Here is a 20230-nt window from a genome sequence, read left to right as displayed (position 1 = left end):
TGCTATTTTTCTTTTATAAGAGATTTGAAATCCTCCTCAATTGAAGTCTTAAATTCTAAACTTAATAAATTTTTAATTTTATTGGAATTATAAGTATGCCTTGAAGTTAGTGCATCAATCCTAGATTTTTTAAGAGGAAAGTAAGGATAAAAGCTAAACAAAAATGCTGTCAGCCTGACAAATGATTCTGGCATTCTCATAAGGTAATTATCTCTATCAAGGGCCTCCATGAATGAAAAAATCATTTTTTCTACACTTGTTGACTCAGAAACAATAAATACTTCACCAACAGCATTTTTATTTAAACTACAATTGATTAGTACATCTACAACTTTGTCTACATGAATATAATTAACTATTGACCCCTTTTTACCAATAAAAAAGAATAGACCTTTTTTAATCATTGATATCATTTGAATTAAAGACTGGTTATGCATGTCTTTACTAAAAACATTAGATGGGCGAACAATCACATAGGGAATATTACTATTTATGACCAGGCTATCGGAAATTGTCTTAGTATTTTCATAAACCCCATAAGGTTTTTCTTCAGATTTTTCTGAAATTGTTCCAAATCGATGATTTCCATATGCACCAACACTACTTAATTGAACCCAAAGAGAAATATTACCTTTTGCATTTCTGATTAATTTTTTTGTACCATTAATATGGAGATCGTGCATTAAATGCTCATTTTTCAGTTCACCAGCACAATGATAAAGAATATCTACACCATTTAAAAATTTAGACAAATCATGTTCGGGATTAGTCAAGTCTCCCAAAAAAAAATTAATTCTGTCATTTTTCATGATAGGTTTACGGCTCAATAATCTTATTTCATGATTCGTTTTAAGCAGATTTTCTACAAGCTTTTTTCCTATATACCCAGTTCCGCCGGTAATCGCAATTATCATAATTTAATCAGAATTATTTAAGAAACTTAATTAAAAATTATCACCTTAATCAAAGAAATTAATTATTTAAAATTATTCTAAATAACAATTCATACTCCTCTGACACATAAGAGTTTGAATATCTTTCACTTTTTTTCTTTGAAGGAAAAATAAGCTCACCTTTTTTTAATTTAGTTATCGCTTCTATAATGCCATCTTTAATAGAATCAACACTTTGAGGGGACGCCAAAATACCTCCAACCTCTTTCAAAATATCATAACAGCTTCCTTTTGGTGTTATAGCAAAGATTGGTTTCCTTGCACCAATATAGTCTACAAGCTTACTTGGGAAAAAAACGCTAGATTCAAATGGAGCATCTAAAATAAGTAGTAAGTCCGATTGTGCCATCTCATTAAGTGAATCCTTATAAGATATTGGAGGACTTGTTTGAATTAAACCATCAGGCAGTTCAGTAATTGTTGACAACCAATTTTCATTTCCTATCCATTTTCCAACAAATCTAAATACAACATTACTTAATAGATCTTTATCTTCATTATGAATCTGTATTAATGCTTTTACTAAGTTTTTTGGATTTCTGGGTCCGTAAAAATTCCCTAAGTAATTGATTACAAAAGAGCCATTATTTTTTTTGGGACTCACGTTTCGTGGGTATAGTGAATTATCAAATGAATGAGGTGTTACGAATGTTTTATTGATCCATGATTTAGGATATTTTTTCATTACTAACAACCTAATGCTATTAGTTGTAAAGTTAATAGCATCTGCAGAAGAAAGTGCTTTTTTTTCCAAAAAATATTGAGAAGCTTTGTATCCAAAAAATCTTGTAAGAAATGGATTATCAGCCCAAGGATCACTTAAATGGGCCACCCATCGAATTGATGGATGTCTTTTTTTAATTGATGCTGCTACTAGATGAATAGAATGCCATGTGGACCAAGATAAAATTGAATCATAATTCTCAATGCCTATCTCATTAGCTTTTTTTAACAATCTGCTATTAAAAAATCTAAATCTATCTGGAAAACTTGGAACATATCGTAGGAATTTAAATAGTTTTGTGGAGATAAATCTAGAGGGACTTACTCGATAAATCTCTCCAAAATACTTATTCGTATAAGTATCAAGAGAACTATCCAAATCATATCCAATTTTCCTAGCATCAATAGTAAGAATATCTATATCTATATTTTCTATTTTTGCTAGGGCTTTAATACTTAGAAAGGACTCAGAAGATTGAAGTGGAGGAAAAGCATAAGTTAGCAATAATATTTTTTTGTTTAGAGGCTCAGTACTCATAAAGCTATTTATTTAAATCAACTAACCAGTCACATGTTATTTTTATACCATCTTTAATTCTAGTTTTGGGTCTGAAACCAAAGCTGTTTTTTAATTTAGTTATATCTGCTCTCCTATCAATAACACAATCCCAATCTCTTCTCTCATTAAATTGAATTCCTGCTTTATTATTACAATATAAATTGATATAGTTGGCTACTTCAATAATTGATGAGCCGATTCCTGTTGCAATATTAAATATAGCACTTGATTCAGTCTTGTTGAATAAGATCAAACAGATTCCATCAACAGTATCATCAATAAAGCAAAAATCTCTAGTCTCGTTCCCACTTCCTGTAATGGTTAAAGGCTTATTATTTGTTGCAAGCTTAATAAAGTTAGGTATTACACTTCTATACTCACCAGGGAAATCTCCTGGGCCATATACATTAAATAAACGAACGATTGCGATATCAAGATCGTATTGACTTGACCAAAATTTAGAATAATATTCACCAAGTAATTTTGTTATGGCATATGGGGTATCAGGGTGAAATTCTATATCACCCTCTTTCATTATATCTTTATTGCCATAAACACATGATGAAGATGCATAAACAACTTTTTTAACACAAGCTCTTTTACTAAAATCTAAAACTTTTAAAGTACCCATCCCATTAACCATTAGATCACTATCTGGATGATCAACAGAATTTTGGTTAGCAAATAATGCTGCCAAATGGACTACATAATCTGGATTATAGGAAAAGCACTCAGTGAGAGCAACATCATCAACTACACTTCCCTCGACAAATATAGCCTTAGGATTAATTGACCCCCTATAACTTGATGAAAGGTCATCAATAATAATAACTTCATAATTTTCATTTATTAAGTTATTGGCAAGATTGGTTCCTACAAAGCCAGCCCCGCCAGTTATTAAAACTTTAGCAATGCTCATATTTCTTCACTAGCTCTGAAAAAGAAGTATTTGTTAATTCGTTAGTCATGCTCACACACTCAAAAAATATATTCCAATCGTAAACTTGAGAAGGATCAGCATAAATATTAAACACACCATTCACTTTAGGATCTCTAAAAAACATCATCATTTTTTTAAATTGTTCAATATAGTCATTCTCATTTAGTTTACGAGTTGGTGAGAATCTAAATCCCCAAGAGTCAAGTATTCTTGCAGGATAGTCATAGCAACCACTAACCGGGAGTTCAAGTATACCTGTAGGCATTCTTTGAATTGCACCATTCCACATTCCAGTTACTGGGGTTGTTGAGCTTGAAAAAGAATAATTTAGTTTTTTTAAAACTTCATATAAAAAACGAAGCTGACTTGATTTTTGGTATGTCCCAAAATGGGGCGTCCTAAAACCTAACGGGCTTTCCCCAAAAATATCAAAAAAATTATTATGTGCCTTTTCAATATCATTCTTAACCTCAGCATTACTCAACTTGTCATAAAATAAGGTGCTGATGTATGATTTACTTGATGATACATACGATGTATGTGAAAGGTACCCATGATTAATAAACTCTGCGCCATCATTTTTTAACTTGCTATATTCAGAAGCGCCTTTCTTAAGCAGTTCTCCTGGGACCGCATAAGATGGCATTATATTTAAACTTTTAAGGCGCTGATGAACCTCTCCCACAACCTCAATATCTTTTTCAGTATCACAGTCAAAAGAAAGAATAAAATATTTTCCCTTAATTCCAAATTTTTTAGATTGATTAATATACCTCTTCCTAAAAAAACCTGGAACCGTATTTCCTAAAACAAAACTTACTGAATAAAATGGATTAGCAAGCGCATCATTTATTTTCATTTTTATTTACTAATTTTAAATAGAGATCAGACTCTTTTTTTTCCATAATATCTCCACTATATTTTCTAATCACTTTCAGCCCCTTTGAAATTAAATTTTTTCTATATATTAAATCCTCTGCAAGTTTCTGAATTCCAAATGAAAAGCCCTCAACACTATTTTCTACTAATTCTGCATATTTACCTACAATTTCAGGGGAGCCGCTAACAAGTTTTGGCATAACTAATGCTAAGCCACTTGCAGTAGCTTCTAGCGCAGGAATACATACACCGCCAAACTTAATAGGAAGTGCAAAAATATCATGCTGTCTGTAAACTTCAGCAAGCTCCTCGTTTGGAATTGACTTAATAAATGATACCCTTTCATTTAATTTAGAATCATAGGCCATTTTCAATAATAAATCATAATCTTCACCATCACCAATAAAAGTCATTGAAATATTTTTAGGTAAATTTTTCATTGCACTTAACAAAACCCTTTGACCCTTACCTTCAATTAAATTTCCAACACAAATGACACGAATATTCTCAGATTTTTTTATGTTTTGATTTGGTTTAAATTTATCTAAGTAAACTCTATTATAAATGATTGATAATTTACTCGAATCTACTCCACTATTTTTAGCATAATCGCCAGCAAAATTATAAGCTCCAATAACATGCGAAGCCATTTTAAGGGTTCTGGGCTCAACAGTATATTTACTAAGTAAGTATTTCAAATATCTTTTATCTTTATTAGCTTTATACTGCCCCCTTATATCGAAATCATAATTTGTATGTATTGAAATTAGAAATGGAACTTTAAGAATTTTAGAAATAAATCCTGCGAAAAAACCTTGGTAAATTGGGTTATATGATCTAACAATATCAATATCTATTTTTTCAGCAATTTTTTTAATTTCTGAAAATCTCCTTTTAGGAAAAAACATATCTAATATAGAAATTGATGGAAGGTTATGAATAATGCCTTTTGCCTCACCAATTGTTCTTTGAATTTCCTTAACTGAACACTCATCATCACAGAAGGTAATGAAATGAACTTCGTTAAAAATATTATTTGGATTAAAGTATCGATCTTTGAGCTCACCTTTCTTGACATAAGCAATTAAGGGATCATTTGGAAAAATTAATATTTTCATTAAGCAAGATCTATGAGATTTGAAACAATATATTCAATCTCATTGCGCATGAAAGCATTTATTGGAAGACTTAATACTTCTTTTGAAGCCAACTCTGCTTCTGGAAAATCACCGATTTTGTATCTTAAATCCTTATAGCATTCCTGCAAATGGAGCGGAGTAGGATAATAGATTGCAGTTGGAATACCCTTTTCTTTGAGTTTTTGTTTTATATGGTCTCTATTTTCTGTTCTTATAGTGTACTGTGCCCAAGAACTGGTTCTATCAGAACTTATAACTGGGATCGAAAAGTATTTATAAAGTGATTTGGAATAAATCTCAGCTACATATGAACGCTCAACAAGCTCTTGATCAAAAAAAGGAATTTTTGCCAATAATATTGACGCTTGTATTGTATCTAATCGCCCTCCAATTCCTATGTATTTGTGCCTATATTTCTGATTTTGACCATGAACTCTTAACATTTTTATTTTTTCAAAGTAATCAACATTATTTGTAAAAATAGCCCCACCATCTCCATAACAACCTAATGGCTTAGCTGGAAAAAAACTGGTTATAGATAAATCTCCCAAATTACTATCAGTTATTTTATTTAAAGTCGAACCAAAACTCTGTGCACCATCAACAATTACTTTTAGATTATATTTATTCGCTATTAATTCAATAACATTTAAATCTGCAGGCTGTCCAAAAAGACTAACAGGAATTATAGCTTTAGTTTTTGATGTTATTGCTGATTCAATTTTATTTGAATCTATATTAAAAGTATCTTTTTCAATATCTACAAAGACTGGTTTAGCATTAAGTCTAGAAATTGCTTCAGCTGTTGATATAAATGTAAATGGTGAAGTAATGACTTCATCCCCAGGTTTTAAATCAATTGAAAGCATTGAAAGTAACAGTGAATCAGTCCCTGAAGAGCAAGACAATGCATACTTAGCTCCAGTAAAATCTCCTAAAGCTTTTTCGAGATCATAAACTTCAGAACCTAAAATATAATTTGAGTTATTTAATACCTTCTGAATTCTAAAATTAATATCATCTTTATATTCCTGATACTGCCTTTGAAGATTAGCAAAATCGATATCCATAAACTAAAAAACTCTATAAAGAGTGTCACCAGTTAATTTATATTTTTGGTTTGTATTTTTACAAACTAATTCCATATTTCCAGACAAGGGTAAATCTAATTTTTCTCCATACTCTCCAACCCATCCAATCTGTTTTGCGGGTGATCCAACAACTAATGCAAAAGCGGGCACATCTTTAAGAACAGTGGAACCTGCACCTATAAATGAAAATTCACCTATCGTTAGACCACATAAAATTGTAGAATTTGCCCCTAAAGTTGCCCCTCTTTTTACATTAGTTGGCCGATATTCATCTTTTCTATTAATTAATGATCGAGGGTTGTAAACATTTGTAAACACCACACTTGGTCCACAAAATACAGCCTCCTCAAGATACACCCCATCATAAATAGAAACATTATTCTGAATTTTACAGTTGTCATCAATTTTAACTTTATTACCAACAAAAACATTTTGCCCAAGGGTAACATTCTCACCAATAATTGCATTAGCGGATATATGAACCCAATGCCAAACTTTGGTGCCTGCCCCAATTTGAGCTCCCTTATCAATAATTGCTGTTTGATGAGCTTGAAAATCCATATTAATAATCCAAAGGTAATGAAATAATCATTCCATCTCTAGCAGAGAGGTATGCAGCAATAATTATCTCTAATGACTTAAGCCCTTCACGACCATCTACTTCAGGCTTGGCATTACCCCGAAGAACTTTGATGACATTCTCATAGTATTTGATATGTCCAAATCCATAAACAGAATCTATTTTATAGTTGTTATTTGTGATATCAAAATCATAATCCTTTGAGTCACTAAATTTCCAATATTCAATTTTATTTACAGCTTCACCGCCTACTCTAGCAGAACCCTTATCGCCAAGAATAGTAATGCTTCCCTCTATATTTTTTGGGTAAGTCAACATTGTCACACTCATTGAACCCAACGCACCATTTCTCCATTTTAAGTTCATAACACCGGTATCTTCCACTTCAATATCAAGTGAAGTGTTAATCATTGCTTGAACCTTCTCAACTGGGCCAATTAACCACTCTAAAAGATCCACATAATGGCTTGCTTGATTCATAAAAGCGCCACCATCTAATTCCCATGTTCCCCTCCAATCAGCTTGATCATAATAACTTTGCGGGCGGGTCCAAAAAACATTTAAGTGAACTAAATTAATCTTACCAAAACGTTCTTCTTTTACAGCTCGCTTTAGCAGTTGAAGAGTGGGATTTTTTCTATTTTGCTTAACAACAAATAGATGTACGCCAGACCTATTACAAGTTTTAACCATTTTCACGCCATCTTTCCAGCTTGTTGCCATTGGCTTTTCAGTCATTACATGAACACCATATTTAGCACACAACTCAGCTTGTCTTGCATGAAAGCCACTTGGCGTACAAATTACCACAAGATCTAAAGACTCGTTTTCTAACATTTCTATTAATTTTAGATAGCCTTTTACACCATATTTTTTTTCACTCCTTGATAAAACTTCATAATCACTATCACAGACTGAAATCAAATCAAAATCTACTTTATGCTTTTGAATAGAGTCAAAATGACTTTGAGATATTCGCCCACAACCTAAAACTGCAATCCGGATTTTTTTGTTTAAACTACTGATCATGATTTTTTAAGAAAATATAACCAAAATTTTACCGGTTCAAAATCGAATAATGAAACTCATTAGCATTAAATTTTGCCTTGCCAAATCTTATCCCCTCTTCTTTTTTACTTCTATTTTTATTGGGATTAAATCCTGACAAATCATAAAAACTTACGCCATTTTTAATACAAAATTTAATCACTTCATCTCGAATTAAATCTTGACAAATAATATTCATTTTTTTTGCATCCAAAGAAATATTTAGCTCTGCCTCATTTACATAATTCCTATCCCCGTAAATAACCATAGAACCTAGAATTGTATCCAGATTTAACTTAACCAAAAAAATTTCATAAATAAATTTTTTATCTGAAAAATCCTTTTGATCTTGAATTAATATTTCAGCATCATATTTAATTTTTTTTCCAGTATTTTTTTGAATAATTTGAACCCAATTTACAAAATTTTTAACTGTTTTCTTATCAGAAAAATCTAGTCTTTCACAAGTAATAGAGGTGTTATTTCTTATTTTTTTTAAAGATCTTTTAAGGCTTCTTGAAAATAGAGTATTTATATCAAAGTATGTCTTAGATCGAAGATTAACTATATATGTAGCCCATTTAGAAATTTCTTTATTATCAAAATTTGTATTTTGAGTGTCATAAATTGGAGAGAACTTAACATGTCTAATTCTATTAATACTTATTTCTAAGCAATTATTAATATACTGCAAATTCTCAGAAGAAATATTTTGTTTAGTTATTAATGAATATCTCCACATTGAATAAGAAAAAAATAATTTCAAAATGGGGGTAAGAAGACTTCGCATAAGAAATGGATAATTTCTTACTCTAATATATCCTCTAAATTCATTAAGTCTTATGTGAAATGCAATTACTTCATCTTTTTCATAAAAGATTATCAATTGACAAGAGATATTATATTTAGTTATTAATTTACTTATCCATATTGGCGAAATTAATAGGGTATTTAATTCAAAATCATTTTCACTTAAAAACTTCTCTAGAATCAATGAATTTTTTTTATTAAGTCCATCATATTCAATAAATGAAATATTACTCATAATATTAAAATTATTCAAGTAGAAAAGAATTTATCAAAGAAAATAATTGGCATTTTATTTTTTAACAAGAACTAATAAGTGCTTAAATGCATATTTTTGACAAAATCTTGAGCTTGAAATTAACTCATCAATAGATAAGTCCTTATACTTTATTCGCAAAAACGATCTTAAAAAACTATTTGCGATTAATAAACTCCACCAAGGGCCTCTCAATACAGGAAATAATTGAAAATTTCTCTCTTCAACAATCTTAAATCCTGACTTATTTACAGCATTCAACATTTCTTTATAGGAAATAAAATATGGATATCCCCAATTCGCATTTTTAGCCCAATAATTACTTACATGGGCATTAATATTATTTTTAGTTCCAAATTCTAAAATAGCGACACCACTAGTTAATAAAACTCTGTTGACTTGTTTGAGAACAATCTCAATATCATCAAAATAGTATAGAGAAGAAAAGCAAAAACAAATATCAATCTTATTGTTAGTAATAGGGATTTTATTTACATCTGCTTTAATAAGATTCATGCCTTCAAAATATATTTCACTTAATTTAAACTCATCAAGCATATTTTGTGAAAAATCAAGTCCATAATATGAGTTTTTTTTGGTATCTATGTATTTGGAATATTCACCTGTTCCACAACATAAATCTAATATTTGCTGACCCTGTTTGCAGCTTAAATATTTCTTTAATAATTTAACTTTGGTTTCTATGAAGTCTTTTTCATATGGATGTCTAGCATCGTGAGTCAAATTTTTACCACTATGATATTCTGAAAAAATTTTTTTATTTTGATTCTTCATAACTTTCTATATATTCTTTATATTTTTCACAAACAAAATCGATATTTTCTTCAGAAATAAATAGATTAAAAGGTAAATATAAAAAATTACTCCATTTTTTATTAGTTGTATCCAGTTTGTTAATTCTTAAAATATCTTCATAAATTTTAATTCTATGAATTGGATAATAGCTCCAATAGGTCTCAATTCCATAATTTGATAAATAACTCCCAAGTTCGTACCTATCGATTTTTTTATTTATTTCAATCAAAAAATAATTAGGAACCTCATTTTTTTTGAACTTGCTTTTTAGTCCAAGTTTAGAATTATATTTATTAAATAATTTATTATACGAAAGCCTTATTCTCTCATAATCTTTTATTTGGGAGCATATTAATATTAAGCTCAAGAAAGATATTTTTTTACACTTAAAATATTTTTGAGTTTCATTGGATACCTTATCCTTAAAAGAGTAATAGTCGTCTAAAGATTTTTGCATGTTTATTCTTCTTCTAAAGAAGCTAATAATCACCGATGTCTGTTTTCTGAACCTTAAACTAACTAACTCTCTGAGAAATCTTAATACTACTTTTGATCTCTTTTGACTCTTAAATTCATTAAATTCATCTAAACTGACATTATGTCTCATATATACAAGACCTCCACCAGAACCATTAATCATCTTTCCTAAATTGAAACTGTAAATCAATGCATCAGAGAGTATCTCACTATCATATGAAGTTCCAAATGAAGTAGCATTATCTTCAATAACTATAATCCCCTTAGTTTTTAATTTTTTAAGTAATTCATACTCGCAATTCATCTTTCCAAACATATTTGGAATAATTATGGCCTTAACATCTTTCAAATCACATTCAAAAACTAGGCTCTTTAAATCCAAATTATAATCTTCATCAATATCACCAAAAATAGGCTCAACCCCAGCCTCAAATAGTGCAAATAATAAAGCCCTGCATGTAAATGAAGGAATAATTACTTTATCCCCCTTTTTAAGGCCAAGTGAAATTAAACTGAAGTAAATAGCACTTCTTCCAGAATCAAAAAAATAACAATATTCAAAAGGAATATTATGGATATCTTTTAATTCTTTTGAGATCTCTTGTTGTAATTTAGTACCATTTTTGATAAAGAAGTTTTTGATTATTGCTAAAAATTCATTAATTCTCCAAAAAGGAGTAATCGAAGCAACTCTAATTTTAGATGGCTGGGGAATTTGAAAACTATCATGCTTCATAATTAGAGTTGCATATTATGACACGTCTCATTTCAAATTATTAATTGACATTGCAATAATCTTTTTTCCAATAAAGGATTTATTAGCATTAGTTGGAAGCCTAAGATGATATTTATAATTTTCACTATAACAAGATTGCATATGAACAATCATTTCAATATTTTCATTTTTTTTTCTATCAAAATGTAGTTCCGGAGTTGTATAAAAGTAGAAAGATAAATTAGGCCTGGGAAGAATAAATCTAATTAATTTTCTTATAAGAGGTGATGTGAAATTTATAAGAATATCATCATAATACCTATCACAGATATATAGCCTATTTGTGGAAAATCTATGTAAAGTTTTATGCAACCATATGTCTAAAATAAAAATTGGCAATAAGAAAAGAAAAAATAATTGTATGCTAGGTTTATTGATTACAGATAATTTTCTCCATGCAGAAAATCCATCAATACTTGGAGAAAGATTAATTGATTTTTTTGGAGTGAAGTTAGCCTTAATTAAATCTTTAATTAATTTAGCACCTTTAAAAAAAATTGAAGTTTTTAATAAAAATAAATTTGTTCTACCTGATGGATAAAAGAAACCCCCATAATACTTTCTTTTTGTTTTGAAAAGCAAAGATATGTTTTTATATAAGAGATAAGAGAATGTTGACTTTCCTGCACCATCTGCACCAAGAAGAATAAGACTTTTATGATTCCAAAAATCCCCAAAAATTCGCCTGTACTTAAAGAAAATACTCAAAAATAATTTATCCCCATATTCATAAAAATCATATTCCAATAAGAACAGATATTTATCTTTAAAACTTTGTGCGGAATTAGGATAGAATTCAGTAAACTCTTTAAAGTAGCTGGATTTTATGTACTTTTTAAAATATAATAAATTTGATATCATTATTTCATGATAGTCAATCTCGCCAATTATTTGAATATTGTTAAATTGTTCTGATCGTTTAAAAAGATCATTAATTTTAAGTTTATATCTTTTTTCACTATCAGTCCTTAAATCAATTTTAACAAGCATTTCATGATGATCAAAATACTGTTTAATTTTTCCATTATAGATATCCCATCCATTTCTCTTGAAGACCGTTACTATTTCTAAAATGTGTTCTTCTCTACAATAAATATCTATATCTTTACTGTTGAACTTACTATCATTAATAAGCCAATCATATCTTCTAGCAACCAAATAAGTACCAAAATTTAATTCTGATAAAGTTTCTTCGAGTTTTTGTTTAACACTTATATTAGAAAAAGATATTAAGTCATCAGAAAAATTTAAATAATTATCTAGAATGAAATTATCAAAACTATTACTAGCTTCAGAATAAAAAAACCTAGATAGCAATGCCCCTCTAAAGTCTTTTAAATCAAAAATCTCTCTTTTAAACAAGTTATAAAATATATTTTGATAAGGTTTGCCTAAAGTTGGTAAGACTTTTTCAAAAAACTTTGCATATGTATGAGATTTAAATTCGGTTTGATGCATAGTATTTGCATTGTATATATTTGTAGTTGTCGCATTAGTGTGAGATAAATCCAAATCAATAATATTAATTCTGCCGCTGTTTAATATTATGAAATTATCAAGTCTCAAATCTAAACAATATAGAAGTGAATTTCTTTCCATACAATTTAGCACTTTGTCAATATAAACTAATAATTCAGAAATCTTAGATTCGAAGTCACTATAATTTAATGTATCAATGTATTCAGAGAAAACCACTCCAGGTAGGAAATTTCGAACATATGAATCTTTCAGATGATCAAACTTAAAGCACTTATAAGTAATTAAATTTTCTTCAGAGAGGAGATTAACTAATTGGTACTTTTTAGAAACCAAATCAGAAACTTGAATATTACTTGTATTGGAACGCAAAAAAAACTTTAAAAAAAACTTATCTTTACTTTTTTTGTCTTTAAAGCTTAAAGAACAGGATCGTCCATTGTAAGAAATTACCTTAAGACTTTTTACTTGTAACTCAGTTGATAAGGACAAAGATTTTTTTATCTTAAACTTTAGAACTAAAAATCTAATATTATTAAAAAAACTCTTGATCATTTCGACTCTTCACTAATTGATATAAATGAATCTATATTGGCTTTGAGGACACTATCATGTGAAATTATAACCACTATAGCGTTATACTCTTTTACATAATCTCTTAGTAAATCTAGCATTATCAAGGATATATCTTCGTTAATAGCACTTGAAGGCTCATCAAAAATAATAATTTTCTTTTCACTAAGTAATGCATAAATGAAAGATAATCTTTGTTGTTCGCCACCCGAAAAAGATGAAAGCTTTCTTAAATACAACTCAGTGAGGTTTGAACTATCGAGCTGTAATTTACTAAAGAGGTTATTAATTTTGTTTGAATCAATATCTTTAAATAATTCTCCAATTGTAAATTCATTAGGAATTATATGTTGGGACATGTATAGACTATTTTTAAGAATGGTTTGACTTTTAATAGATGAAACTATTAACTCATTATTCAGTAAAACTTTTGAATCTTTAAAAGTATTTAGCCCCAACATTGACTCTGCCAAGGTTGTCTTACCAATCCCAGAAGGCCCATATAATCCATAAATATTCCCTGGCACCATTGTTACTTCATAAGAGTTTTTCTCGCTAAATGAGCTTATCAAAAACTTTGAAATAACCTTTAATTCATTTATTTCAAAATCCTCAAGGTTTACTGATTTAACCTTTTTCATAATTGATTCAATTTGCATAAGCTTATCAATCAATGGAATATTTGATTTAAGATTCTGTAGCGCATTTCCAAATTGATTCATAAAAGGAATCAATCTAACAAACATTACACCAATAAATAATATCAGTGACAGCTCGAATTCTTGAATATAGAAAATGTAAACTACAAACAAAATTGAGAGCATTGTAGAAGTTTTTATGACAAATTCAATATAAGCCATTCTTTTTTGGATTTCGAACTGATATAGATGTAATTTTTTTACAACATCTACACTTAGTCCTTTATTTACAGCCTCTATCTTTGAGAGCATAAAAAAAACTTTTTCAGTCATTATGTTTTGAATGTACTTAATATAGCTTGTATTAGTATCAGAGAGTGCCTTCCCATAAATTTTTGATTTTTTATATGAATTTTGAAGCATTAAGTATAAAAAAGTGGAAGTTAATCCTAAAAAAACTAGTAGAAAATAATCAAGATAGATTAAATAAATAGAGAATAAAAGTATTACAAGAAGTGCTGAGATCAAATTTGTAAAGCTAAGTACTATCTGGGCAACACGCTCACCCTCAACACTTAAGTAAGATTGAACAATATTGGCATCAATTTTTTTAAAATTATTGATTGAAGTGTTGGCAATTAATGAAAGAACATACTCTCTATTTCTACTAACAATGCTCTCCTTAATTTTAGATTTTGATAAGTTTCTTAAAAAAACCATTAAGTTTGTCAATATTAAAAAAATACATGAAATTATTACTACTATTTGAAACATTGAAAGAGGTAAAAAACTTGATATATCAAATATAAAATTCTTATAAAGCTCGTTATTTACTAATTCTTGATTTTCTAGATAGTAAAAAACTGGATATATTGAAAAAATGGATATAAACTCCATCAAGCTTATAATTATTGAAATAAACAAAAGATTAAAGGCATATCTTTGTGATACAACTTCTAATATTTTATTTAGATAATTAAACTTTATCACAATTAATAACTTGGAATTTTATATATTGTTTTCATAATAGTTTATAGCATCTTGATAATCACTAGGTGTATCAATATCAATCCAAAAAATACTTTCATCAATACTTATTGCAATAACTTTATATTTTGAAGAGAAGATTTGAACGGCTTTAGAAAGAAGAGATTTTAATGAGTTTTTCTTTATAAAATTTTCGTCAATGAGCTCGAATAACAATTTTACAGACTCATTTTGAAATTTATATATTGCTGGCGAACCATAAGTTTTGTCGGTTAAAAGTATATCTTTACCTATGTCGTTTACTTTAAAGTCACCATCAATTGAAACTTTTAGATCTTCAAAAGTAAATTTTGTAAAAAAAAGATCAATCAGCACACTGGAATCTGAGTCTTCATTTATAATTTCATTCAAATATCGCTCATCAATTAGCGTATCTCCATTCATTACTATAAAGCCCCCCATTACATAGTCTTTTGCAAGCCACATTGAAAAACTACTATTAGTTTCTCTATATTGACTGTTAAATATATATGTAATCTTTAGGCCATCATATTCATGTCCTAATGTGTTAATAATTAATTCTTTTTTATAACCAACAACAACAATAATTTCACTTATTTCAGAAAATTTTGATAATTTACTAACATTATGTTCAATTAATGATAAGCCATTAATTTTTAACAATGGCTTTGGAACTCCATATGTTTTGATTCCCATTCGAGCTGAGATACCAGCGGCAAGGATGATTGCTTTCATTTAGTTATAAAGTTTATTAAGATATGTTCTGTATATTTTAACTACCCATAAAAAATTAAAATATATAGTTAAGATAATTAAATAAAAAGCTTGAAAATTTAAAGCAATTGCAAAACATGCAAAACCTAAAATATTTAAATCTGAATTGAATACATTTTTAATAACAATACCATTAATATTTTTAGCTTCTTTATGCTCAGATTTAAAATACATTTTATGAGTGAAATCTAAAATGTGTGTCATTGAGTTTCCAAATAATAAAGCAATCGATAAATACAGATAAATTTGTTCATTAGTTGCACTATAAAGGCCGGCCCCAATAGCAATATACAAAATAAACTTAACGATCTTATCGAAAATAGTATCTAGCCAGCCACCAAAACTAGACTCAAGATACTTTAATCTTGCTACTGGTCCATCTGCGCAATCTAATGATGCTGAGAGTTGATATAAAAAAACACCTATAATTGAGTAACTATAATTACCAATCGATACAAAGTATGAGGCAATTATTGCTATTAAAAGTCCGCTACATGAAATGAAGTTTGGAGATATATCTAATCTCAACAACAGGTGGGAAAGCGCCCTTCCAACTGGTCTATTTAAATGATTAGTGAAAATAAAAATCTTCTCAGCTTTTTTTTTATCAATTAAGCTAAATAGTAATTTAGATGTTTCCAAAAATACTTTATCATTAGTAATTAATGCAAGGTTTAAATTATTAATATTTTCTTGAATAGAAATTCGTGGATCAATAGTAATTTGATTGTAATTAAAAACTTGATTAGCAAAAATATTTACTTCGGATTGCTCATTTGAATTAATTGAGAAAGAAAAACTATCATTTTTTAGAACAAAATTTTTTTTAATAAAAGCTTCTAGAACCGACACCTTATTAGGTTCACATTTAAAATTTACTTTATAAAACCCAAAAAAAGATAAAAATTTAACATTTCTTTCAAGAATAGGCACTCCAAGAAGTTTCAGAAAATCATAGTTAGTTCCAGATAACTCAATTGTTGGTATACTATTCATCATTAAACACTATTAAGCTCTTTGCTATCCTTTCAGCAGCCATACCATCCCAAAATTTTATTTTTTTAGCTTTAATTTCTCTATTGACAAAGGTCTTATTAAAAATATTAATAATACTTTTAGGATCTACACCAGACAAAGTGTTTGTTCCTTGTTCTAATGTAATTGGTCTTTCAGTATTTTCACGAATAGTAATGCAATTTACACCAAGAGCAGATGTTTCTTCTTGAAGCCCGCCACTATCAGTTAAAACTAATTTGGAATCTTTCCAAAGGTTTAAGAAATTGATATAAGAAAGTGGCTCTATGAGCAAAATATTGTTATTAAATTTAAGATTATATTTTTTTATATTTACCCTTGTTCTTGGATGCACAGGAAATATCAAGGGTAACTTTAAGGCAATTTTGTTTAGTGCCATTACGATTCCTTTAAATGTTTTTTCATGATCTACATTCGAAGGCCTATGAAGTGTAACTACAGCATATTCTTTATACTTTTCTTTAATTTGAGCAGATTTAATTTGATTTCCAGAATAATTATTTAATTTTTCTTTTTGATAAAACAAATTATCAATCATTACATTTCCAACAAAATGAATTTTATTAGAATTATGCCCCTCATTTATTAAATTATTAAAAGCTGAAGGCTCAGTTACAAAAAATAGATCTGTTACAGAGTCTATTATAATCCGATTAATTTCTTCAGGCATTTCTTTATCTCCACTTCGAAGACCTGCCTCTACATGAATTAACTTCAAGTTAAGTTTTTTTGCTACTAATGAACAGGCTAAAGTTGAATTTACGTCCCCAACAACTAAGACCATTTGTGGTAAATTATCCAAGCAGTCTCTTTCAAACTCAACTATCATTCTAGAAATTTCTTCTAATGAGCTGCCACCCCTGCCCTTTAAATATGAATCAGGGCTTGGAATGCCTAATTCGTCAAAAAAAATACTATTCATTTTTTTATCTAAATGTTGGCCAGTATGAACCAATCTATAAGAAAAATGTTTTTTATATTTATTAAGCGCTCTAATAATGGGAGCAATTTTCATAAAATTAGGCCTTGCTCCAACTACTAAAGTAATAAAAGTTTTACGCATTTATTTTCTCTTCTTAGTTAAAAATAGATGAAAGGCTGCTGCTAATCCTAGAGCAACTAGGATCATAATTGCTGAATATCTGTATCTTATAAGTGTCCCAATATTTGGCAAGGCAAGACTGTAAACTATACCAAAATATAATGAAAAAGAAATCATAATCCACAATTCTATTTTTTGTCTCCAAATGGCTATAGAAAAAAATGTTCCAATAAGGGAAATGTAAATTAATGCCATTTCAAAACCAGAAATTTTATGTAGGATTTTTGACATACTGGAAGGATGGTCAGCAAACCATGATGATGGGAATGGGGCAAAAAAAGATATTTGAGCAGCTTTAGGAATAAACAAAATCATATTCCTTAAACTATTCAAATGTTTTTCACCATATATTGAGGTATTTGCATTCTCATTTACTTTATTGAAATAAACTCTATTTGAATAAAGCTTTGAAAGATAGTAATCAATTTGAGTTGGTAAAAATTTGGTTTTTTCCCACTTAGGATAAGACTTTATAGCTTTAGTTTTATTTTGCTCTATTTCCACACCTAAACTATTTGAATTTAGCCCATTTGGATTAATTTTTTGTCTGGCTATAACAATATCTTGATTTTCTTTACTTACTATATCAATATCTTGATTTTCTTTACTTACTATATCAATATCTTGATTATTTTTATCTGAAAAAACAATGTTTTGCTCAGATAAGCTATTATCGGTTGAGTCTATAAATGAGCTTTGGCTACCCAAAGCTGGAACTCCCAAAACTGCAGAGTTTGGAAGGAAATAAACCAAACTAAAGACAATTATCTGTATTGTCAATAAAGCAATAATCTTCAATTGAAATTTTTTGTCATTAATTATTTCAATAACTAAAAATAAATTTAAAAAAGCAAAAACAAAAATTATGAAAATAGAAAAGATACTTACCATATATGGCCTCACAAGCCACGTTACAATTATTCCAATAAAAATACACATTAGTGAGAGTGTGCTGTGAATTAAAAATTTGCGTGAGAGATTTACACGTTTTAATCCAAATATCATAACTAAGCCATAAAGAATCAGGAGCGAACCATTAAGTGTAAAGACATCTTTAAGTATCTGTGTAAGCCACAATAATGAAGTTGGAAAGAGTAAATATGGTAAGGCTGAGACAAAGGCTATAAACCTACTTACTCCTAATTTTTCAATTAACATCACAATGCATAGTGCTCCAATCGAATGGAGCAAGGAATATAAGGGTATTAGTAGGTAGGGCTTAGTTGATCCAAACAAAGAATAAATGGCGGATATCAAACCAGTCATTCCCCAGCCACTTGGTCTTAACTGCCATGCTTCCCAGCCAAGCTCATTTATTTTATTAAATTCAAACACAGCTCTAGCTTGATAATTAGCCCAATCTCCTCCAACTAACTGCCCATTACCGCTGTGAAGAAATGGAACAAAATAGGGGAGGATAATTAACTGAACTACAAATGAGATAAGGACTGAATATAAAAAGAAAATAAACCATATATAACTTAAGCTTTTATTATTCAGTATATTATTTAAAGAAACTAACATTGTAGTCAAAATAATTTTTTTATCATATCATTACAGCTATTTTTAATTGAATCGATATAAGTTAATTGGCTTTTAAACTTTAATGAAGCATTCGTACTTAAAACATCATATAGTCTGCTGTTTTTTAGAATCATAATAACATCACGAGCTACCTCTTGATCGGAAAAAACTAGCACAGAGTTAGAAGAATCGCAATATTTTGATATTTCTCCTACAGGAGTAACAATTGGCACAAGACCTAACTTCATTGACTCCATAACTGACATTGCAGCTCCTTCATATAAACTTGTTTGCAAATAAAAACATGCGTTAGCTGCTTTCTTTTCAATTTCATCAAAATTCATTTCATTAAAAAAAATAACTGAATCTTGAATCTCTAACTCCTTGCATAATCTCTTTACTAGTTTTAAGGTACCCCCATCTGAACCAATAATTGTAAAAGTTGCATTCGGATAAAACTTTAAGATTTTAGAAAAAATTTTTATTGCCCTTTCGACTCCTTTTTCTTTTCCAACTCTCCCCCAAAAAATAAAACTAGGCTTTACTTTCTTAACTTTTAATTTACTAATTTTTCTGGCACTGAATGAAATAACTCTACCATTATTAATTTTTAATGAAGAATGATTAAATCTTTCTTTGAGGGAAGTTGCTGAGTCTGCCCATACTTCAGATGAGATTAAAAGAGTAAGTCTAGAGAGAAAATAATCTAAAAAATGGGCATCTTCTGCACTATGAACAAAAAAAATAATTTTTGTTCTTGGAGAAATTAATTTAAAAAGTATTCCAACAAACTGAGCTCTCCAGAGCGAGAGAATCAAAACATCTGGCTTAAGTGAATAAACCCTCTGAACAGCTTTTAACATCATGCTGATATCGAAAAGATCAGCTTTATTTTTAAATATATATTCAACATTGAAACTATAGAGAGGATTATTTATGTTTCTAACGCCTTTCGCGGCAACCTCTACACCACCACCTATTGAGTCCAATGGTATTAAGTAGATTATTTTTTTCATTTAAAAATTTGAAAAATAAAGTACCTAAATTTTACAGCTTAG

General features: G+C 29.0%; 18 protein-coding genes. All 18 read right to left on the bottom strand.

Translation table 11 applies throughout. The annotated features are described in order from the left end of the window. Window positions 1-2 precede the first annotated feature (2 nt). Entirely contained in the window at window positions 3-914 is a 912-nt protein-coding gene (locus ACMAZA_RS01955; RefSeq protein ID WP_435189555.1) for an NAD-dependent epimerase/dehydratase family protein, read from the bottom strand. Between the two features lie 58 nt (window positions 915-972). Further along, entirely contained in the window at window positions 973-2214 is a 1242-nt protein-coding gene (locus ACMAZA_RS01950) for a hypothetical protein (protein WP_435189553.1), read from the bottom strand. 4 nt (window positions 2215-2218) lie between these two features. Next, complete coding sequence (locus ACMAZA_RS01945; protein WP_435189551.1) at window positions 2219-3154, bottom strand: NAD-dependent epimerase/dehydratase family protein; 936 nt, start codon at window positions 3152-3154, stop codon at window positions 2219-2221. After that, complete coding sequence (locus tag ACMAZA_RS01940; RefSeq protein ID WP_435189549.1) at window positions 3141-4034, bottom strand: polysaccharide deacetylase family protein; 894 nt, start codon at window positions 4032-4034, stop codon at window positions 3141-3143. The genes ACMAZA_RS01945 and ACMAZA_RS01940 overlap by 14 nt, the downstream gene beginning before the upstream one ends. Then, a complete protein-coding gene (locus tag ACMAZA_RS01935) occupies window positions 4021-5172 on the bottom strand; it encodes a glycosyltransferase family 4 protein (protein ID WP_435189548.1) in 1152 nt (383 codons plus the stop codon). The genes ACMAZA_RS01940 and ACMAZA_RS01935 overlap by 14 nt, the downstream gene beginning before the upstream one ends. Beyond that, the gene (locus ACMAZA_RS01930) at window positions 5172-6263 is read right to left on the bottom strand and encodes a DegT/DnrJ/EryC1/StrS family aminotransferase (protein ID WP_435189546.1); all 1092 of its coding nucleotides are present in this window, start codon (window positions 6261-6263) and stop codon (window positions 5172-5174) included. The genes ACMAZA_RS01935 and ACMAZA_RS01930 overlap by 1 nt, the downstream gene beginning before the upstream one ends. Before the next feature lie 3 nt (window positions 6264-6266). After that, a complete protein-coding gene (locus ACMAZA_RS01925; protein ID WP_435189544.1) occupies window positions 6267-6845 on the bottom strand; it encodes an acyltransferase in 579 nt (192 codons plus the stop codon). 1 nt (window position 6846) lies between these two features. After that, complete coding sequence (locus ACMAZA_RS01920) at window positions 6847-7893, bottom strand: Gfo/Idh/MocA family protein (RefSeq protein ID WP_435189542.1); 1047 nt, start codon at window positions 7891-7893, stop codon at window positions 6847-6849. A gap of 28 nt (window positions 7894-7921) precedes the next feature. Next, window positions 7922-8956 carry a hypothetical protein gene (locus ACMAZA_RS01915; protein WP_435189540.1) on the bottom strand — a complete coding sequence of 345 codons (1035 nt, stop codon included), beginning with the start codon at window positions 8954-8956 and terminating at the stop codon, window positions 7922-7924. 54 nt (window positions 8957-9010) lie between these two features. After that, window positions 9011-9769, bottom strand: coding sequence for a class I SAM-dependent methyltransferase (locus ACMAZA_RS01910; protein WP_435189538.1), 759 nt, complete (start codon window positions 9767-9769; stop codon window positions 9011-9013). Next, window positions 9753-11003, bottom strand: a complete 1251-nt coding sequence (locus tag ACMAZA_RS01905) for a DegT/DnrJ/EryC1/StrS family aminotransferase (protein ID WP_435189537.1) — start codon at window positions 11001-11003, stop codon at window positions 9753-9755. The genes ACMAZA_RS01910 and ACMAZA_RS01905 overlap by 17 nt, the downstream gene beginning before the upstream one ends. A gap of 27 nt (window positions 11004-11030) precedes the next feature. Beyond that, a complete protein-coding gene (locus ACMAZA_RS01900; RefSeq protein WP_435189535.1) occupies window positions 11031-13073 on the bottom strand; it encodes a hypothetical protein in 2043 nt (680 codons plus the stop codon). Next, entirely contained in the window at window positions 13070-14449 is a 1380-nt protein-coding gene (locus ACMAZA_RS01895; RefSeq protein WP_435189533.1) for an ATP-binding cassette domain-containing protein, read from the bottom strand. The genes ACMAZA_RS01900 and ACMAZA_RS01895 overlap by 4 nt, the downstream gene beginning before the upstream one ends. A gap of 288 nt (window positions 14450-14737) precedes the next feature. Beyond that, a complete protein-coding gene (locus ACMAZA_RS01890) occupies window positions 14738-15472 on the bottom strand; it encodes a sugar phosphate nucleotidyltransferase (RefSeq protein ID WP_435189531.1) in 735 nt (244 codons plus the stop codon). Beyond that, window positions 15473-16510 carry a CDP-alcohol phosphatidyltransferase family protein gene (locus ACMAZA_RS01885; protein WP_435189529.1) on the bottom strand — a complete coding sequence of 346 codons (1038 nt, stop codon included), beginning with the start codon at window positions 16508-16510 and terminating at the stop codon, window positions 15473-15475. Then, window positions 16500-17609 carry a non-hydrolyzing UDP-N-acetylglucosamine 2-epimerase gene (gene wecB / locus ACMAZA_RS01880; RefSeq protein WP_435189527.1) on the bottom strand — a complete coding sequence of 370 codons (1110 nt, stop codon included), beginning with the start codon at window positions 17607-17609 and terminating at the stop codon, window positions 16500-16502. The genes ACMAZA_RS01885 and wecB overlap by 11 nt, the downstream gene beginning before the upstream one ends. Beyond that, window positions 17610-19172 (bottom strand): hypothetical protein, encoded by a 1563-nt coding sequence (locus tag ACMAZA_RS01875; protein WP_435189526.1) that lies wholly within the window; start codon window positions 19170-19172, stop codon window positions 17610-17612. 5 nt (window positions 19173-19177) lie between these two features. After that, window positions 19178-20188, bottom strand: a complete 1011-nt coding sequence (locus tag ACMAZA_RS01870; RefSeq protein ID WP_435189524.1) for a glycosyltransferase family 4 protein — start codon at window positions 20186-20188, stop codon at window positions 19178-19180. Window positions 20189-20230 lie beyond the last annotated feature (42 nt).

It is taken from the genome of Pseudothioglobus sp. nBUS_23 (genome assembly GCF_051201565.1).
In the GTDB taxonomy this organism is placed as follows: Bacteria; Pseudomonadota; Gammaproteobacteria; order PS1; family Pseudothioglobaceae; genus Pseudothioglobus.
Note: the sequence above shows the minus strand (reverse complement) of the source record. Positions and strands in the feature narration are given on the sequence as shown.

Coding starts and splice junctions, on each gene's coding strand:
- ACMAZA_RS01955 (WP_435189555.1), bottom strand. CDS start 914: ATGATAATTGCGATTACCGGCGGAACTGGGTATATAGGAAAAAAGCTT.
- ACMAZA_RS01950 (WP_435189553.1), bottom strand. CDS start 2,214: ATGAGTACTGAGCCTCTAAACAAAAAAATATTATTGCTAACTTATGCT.
- ACMAZA_RS01945 (WP_435189551.1), bottom strand. CDS start 3,154: ATGAGCATTGCTAAAGTTTTAATAACTGGCGGGGCTGGCTTTGTAGGA.
- ACMAZA_RS01940 (WP_435189549.1), bottom strand. CDS start 4,034: ATGAAAATAAATGATGCGCTTGCTAATCCATTTTATTCAGTAAGTTTT.
- ACMAZA_RS01935 (WP_435189548.1), bottom strand. CDS start 5,172: ATGAAAATATTAATTTTTCCAAATGATCCCTTAATTGCTTATGTCAAG.
- ACMAZA_RS01930 (WP_435189546.1), bottom strand. CDS start 6,263: ATGGATATCGATTTTGCTAATCTTCAAAGGCAGTATCAGGAATATAAA.
- ACMAZA_RS01925 (WP_435189544.1), bottom strand. CDS start 6,845: ATGGATTTTCAAGCTCATCAAACAGCAATTATTGATAAGGGAGCTCAA.
- ACMAZA_RS01920 (WP_435189542.1), bottom strand. CDS start 7,893: ATGATCAGTAGTTTAAACAAAAAAATCCGGATTGCAGTTTTAGGTTGT.
- ACMAZA_RS01915 (WP_435189540.1), bottom strand. CDS start 8,956: ATGAGTAATATTTCATTTATTGAATATGATGGACTTAATAAAAAAAAT.
- ACMAZA_RS01910 (WP_435189538.1), bottom strand. CDS start 9,769: ATGAAGAATCAAAATAAAAAAATTTTTTCAGAATATCATAGTGGTAAA.
- ACMAZA_RS01905 (WP_435189537.1), bottom strand. CDS start 11,003: ATGAAGCATGATAGTTTTCAAATTCCCCAGCCATCTAAAATTAGAGTT.
- ACMAZA_RS01900 (WP_435189535.1), bottom strand. CDS start 13,073: ATGATCAAGAGTTTTTTTAATAATATTAGATTTTTAGTTCTAAAGTTT.
- ACMAZA_RS01895 (WP_435189533.1), bottom strand. CDS start 14,449: ATGGTTTTTTTAAGAAACTTATCAAAATCTAAAATTAAGGAGAGCATT.
- ACMAZA_RS01890 (WP_435189531.1), bottom strand. CDS start 15,472: ATGAAAGCAATCATCCTTGCCGCTGGTATCTCAGCTCGAATGGGAATC.
- ACMAZA_RS01885 (WP_435189529.1), bottom strand. CDS start 16,510: ATGATGAATAGTATACCAACAATTGAGTTATCTGGAACTAACTATGAT.
- wecB (WP_435189527.1), bottom strand. CDS start 17,609: ATGCGTAAAACTTTTATTACTTTAGTAGTTGGAGCAAGGCCTAATTTT.
- ACMAZA_RS01875 (WP_435189526.1), bottom strand. CDS start 19,172: ATGTTAGTTTCTTTAAATAATATACTGAATAATAAAAGCTTAAGTTAT.
- ACMAZA_RS01870 (WP_435189524.1), bottom strand. CDS start 20,188: ATGAAAAAAATAATCTACTTAATACCATTGGACTCAATAGGTGGTGGT.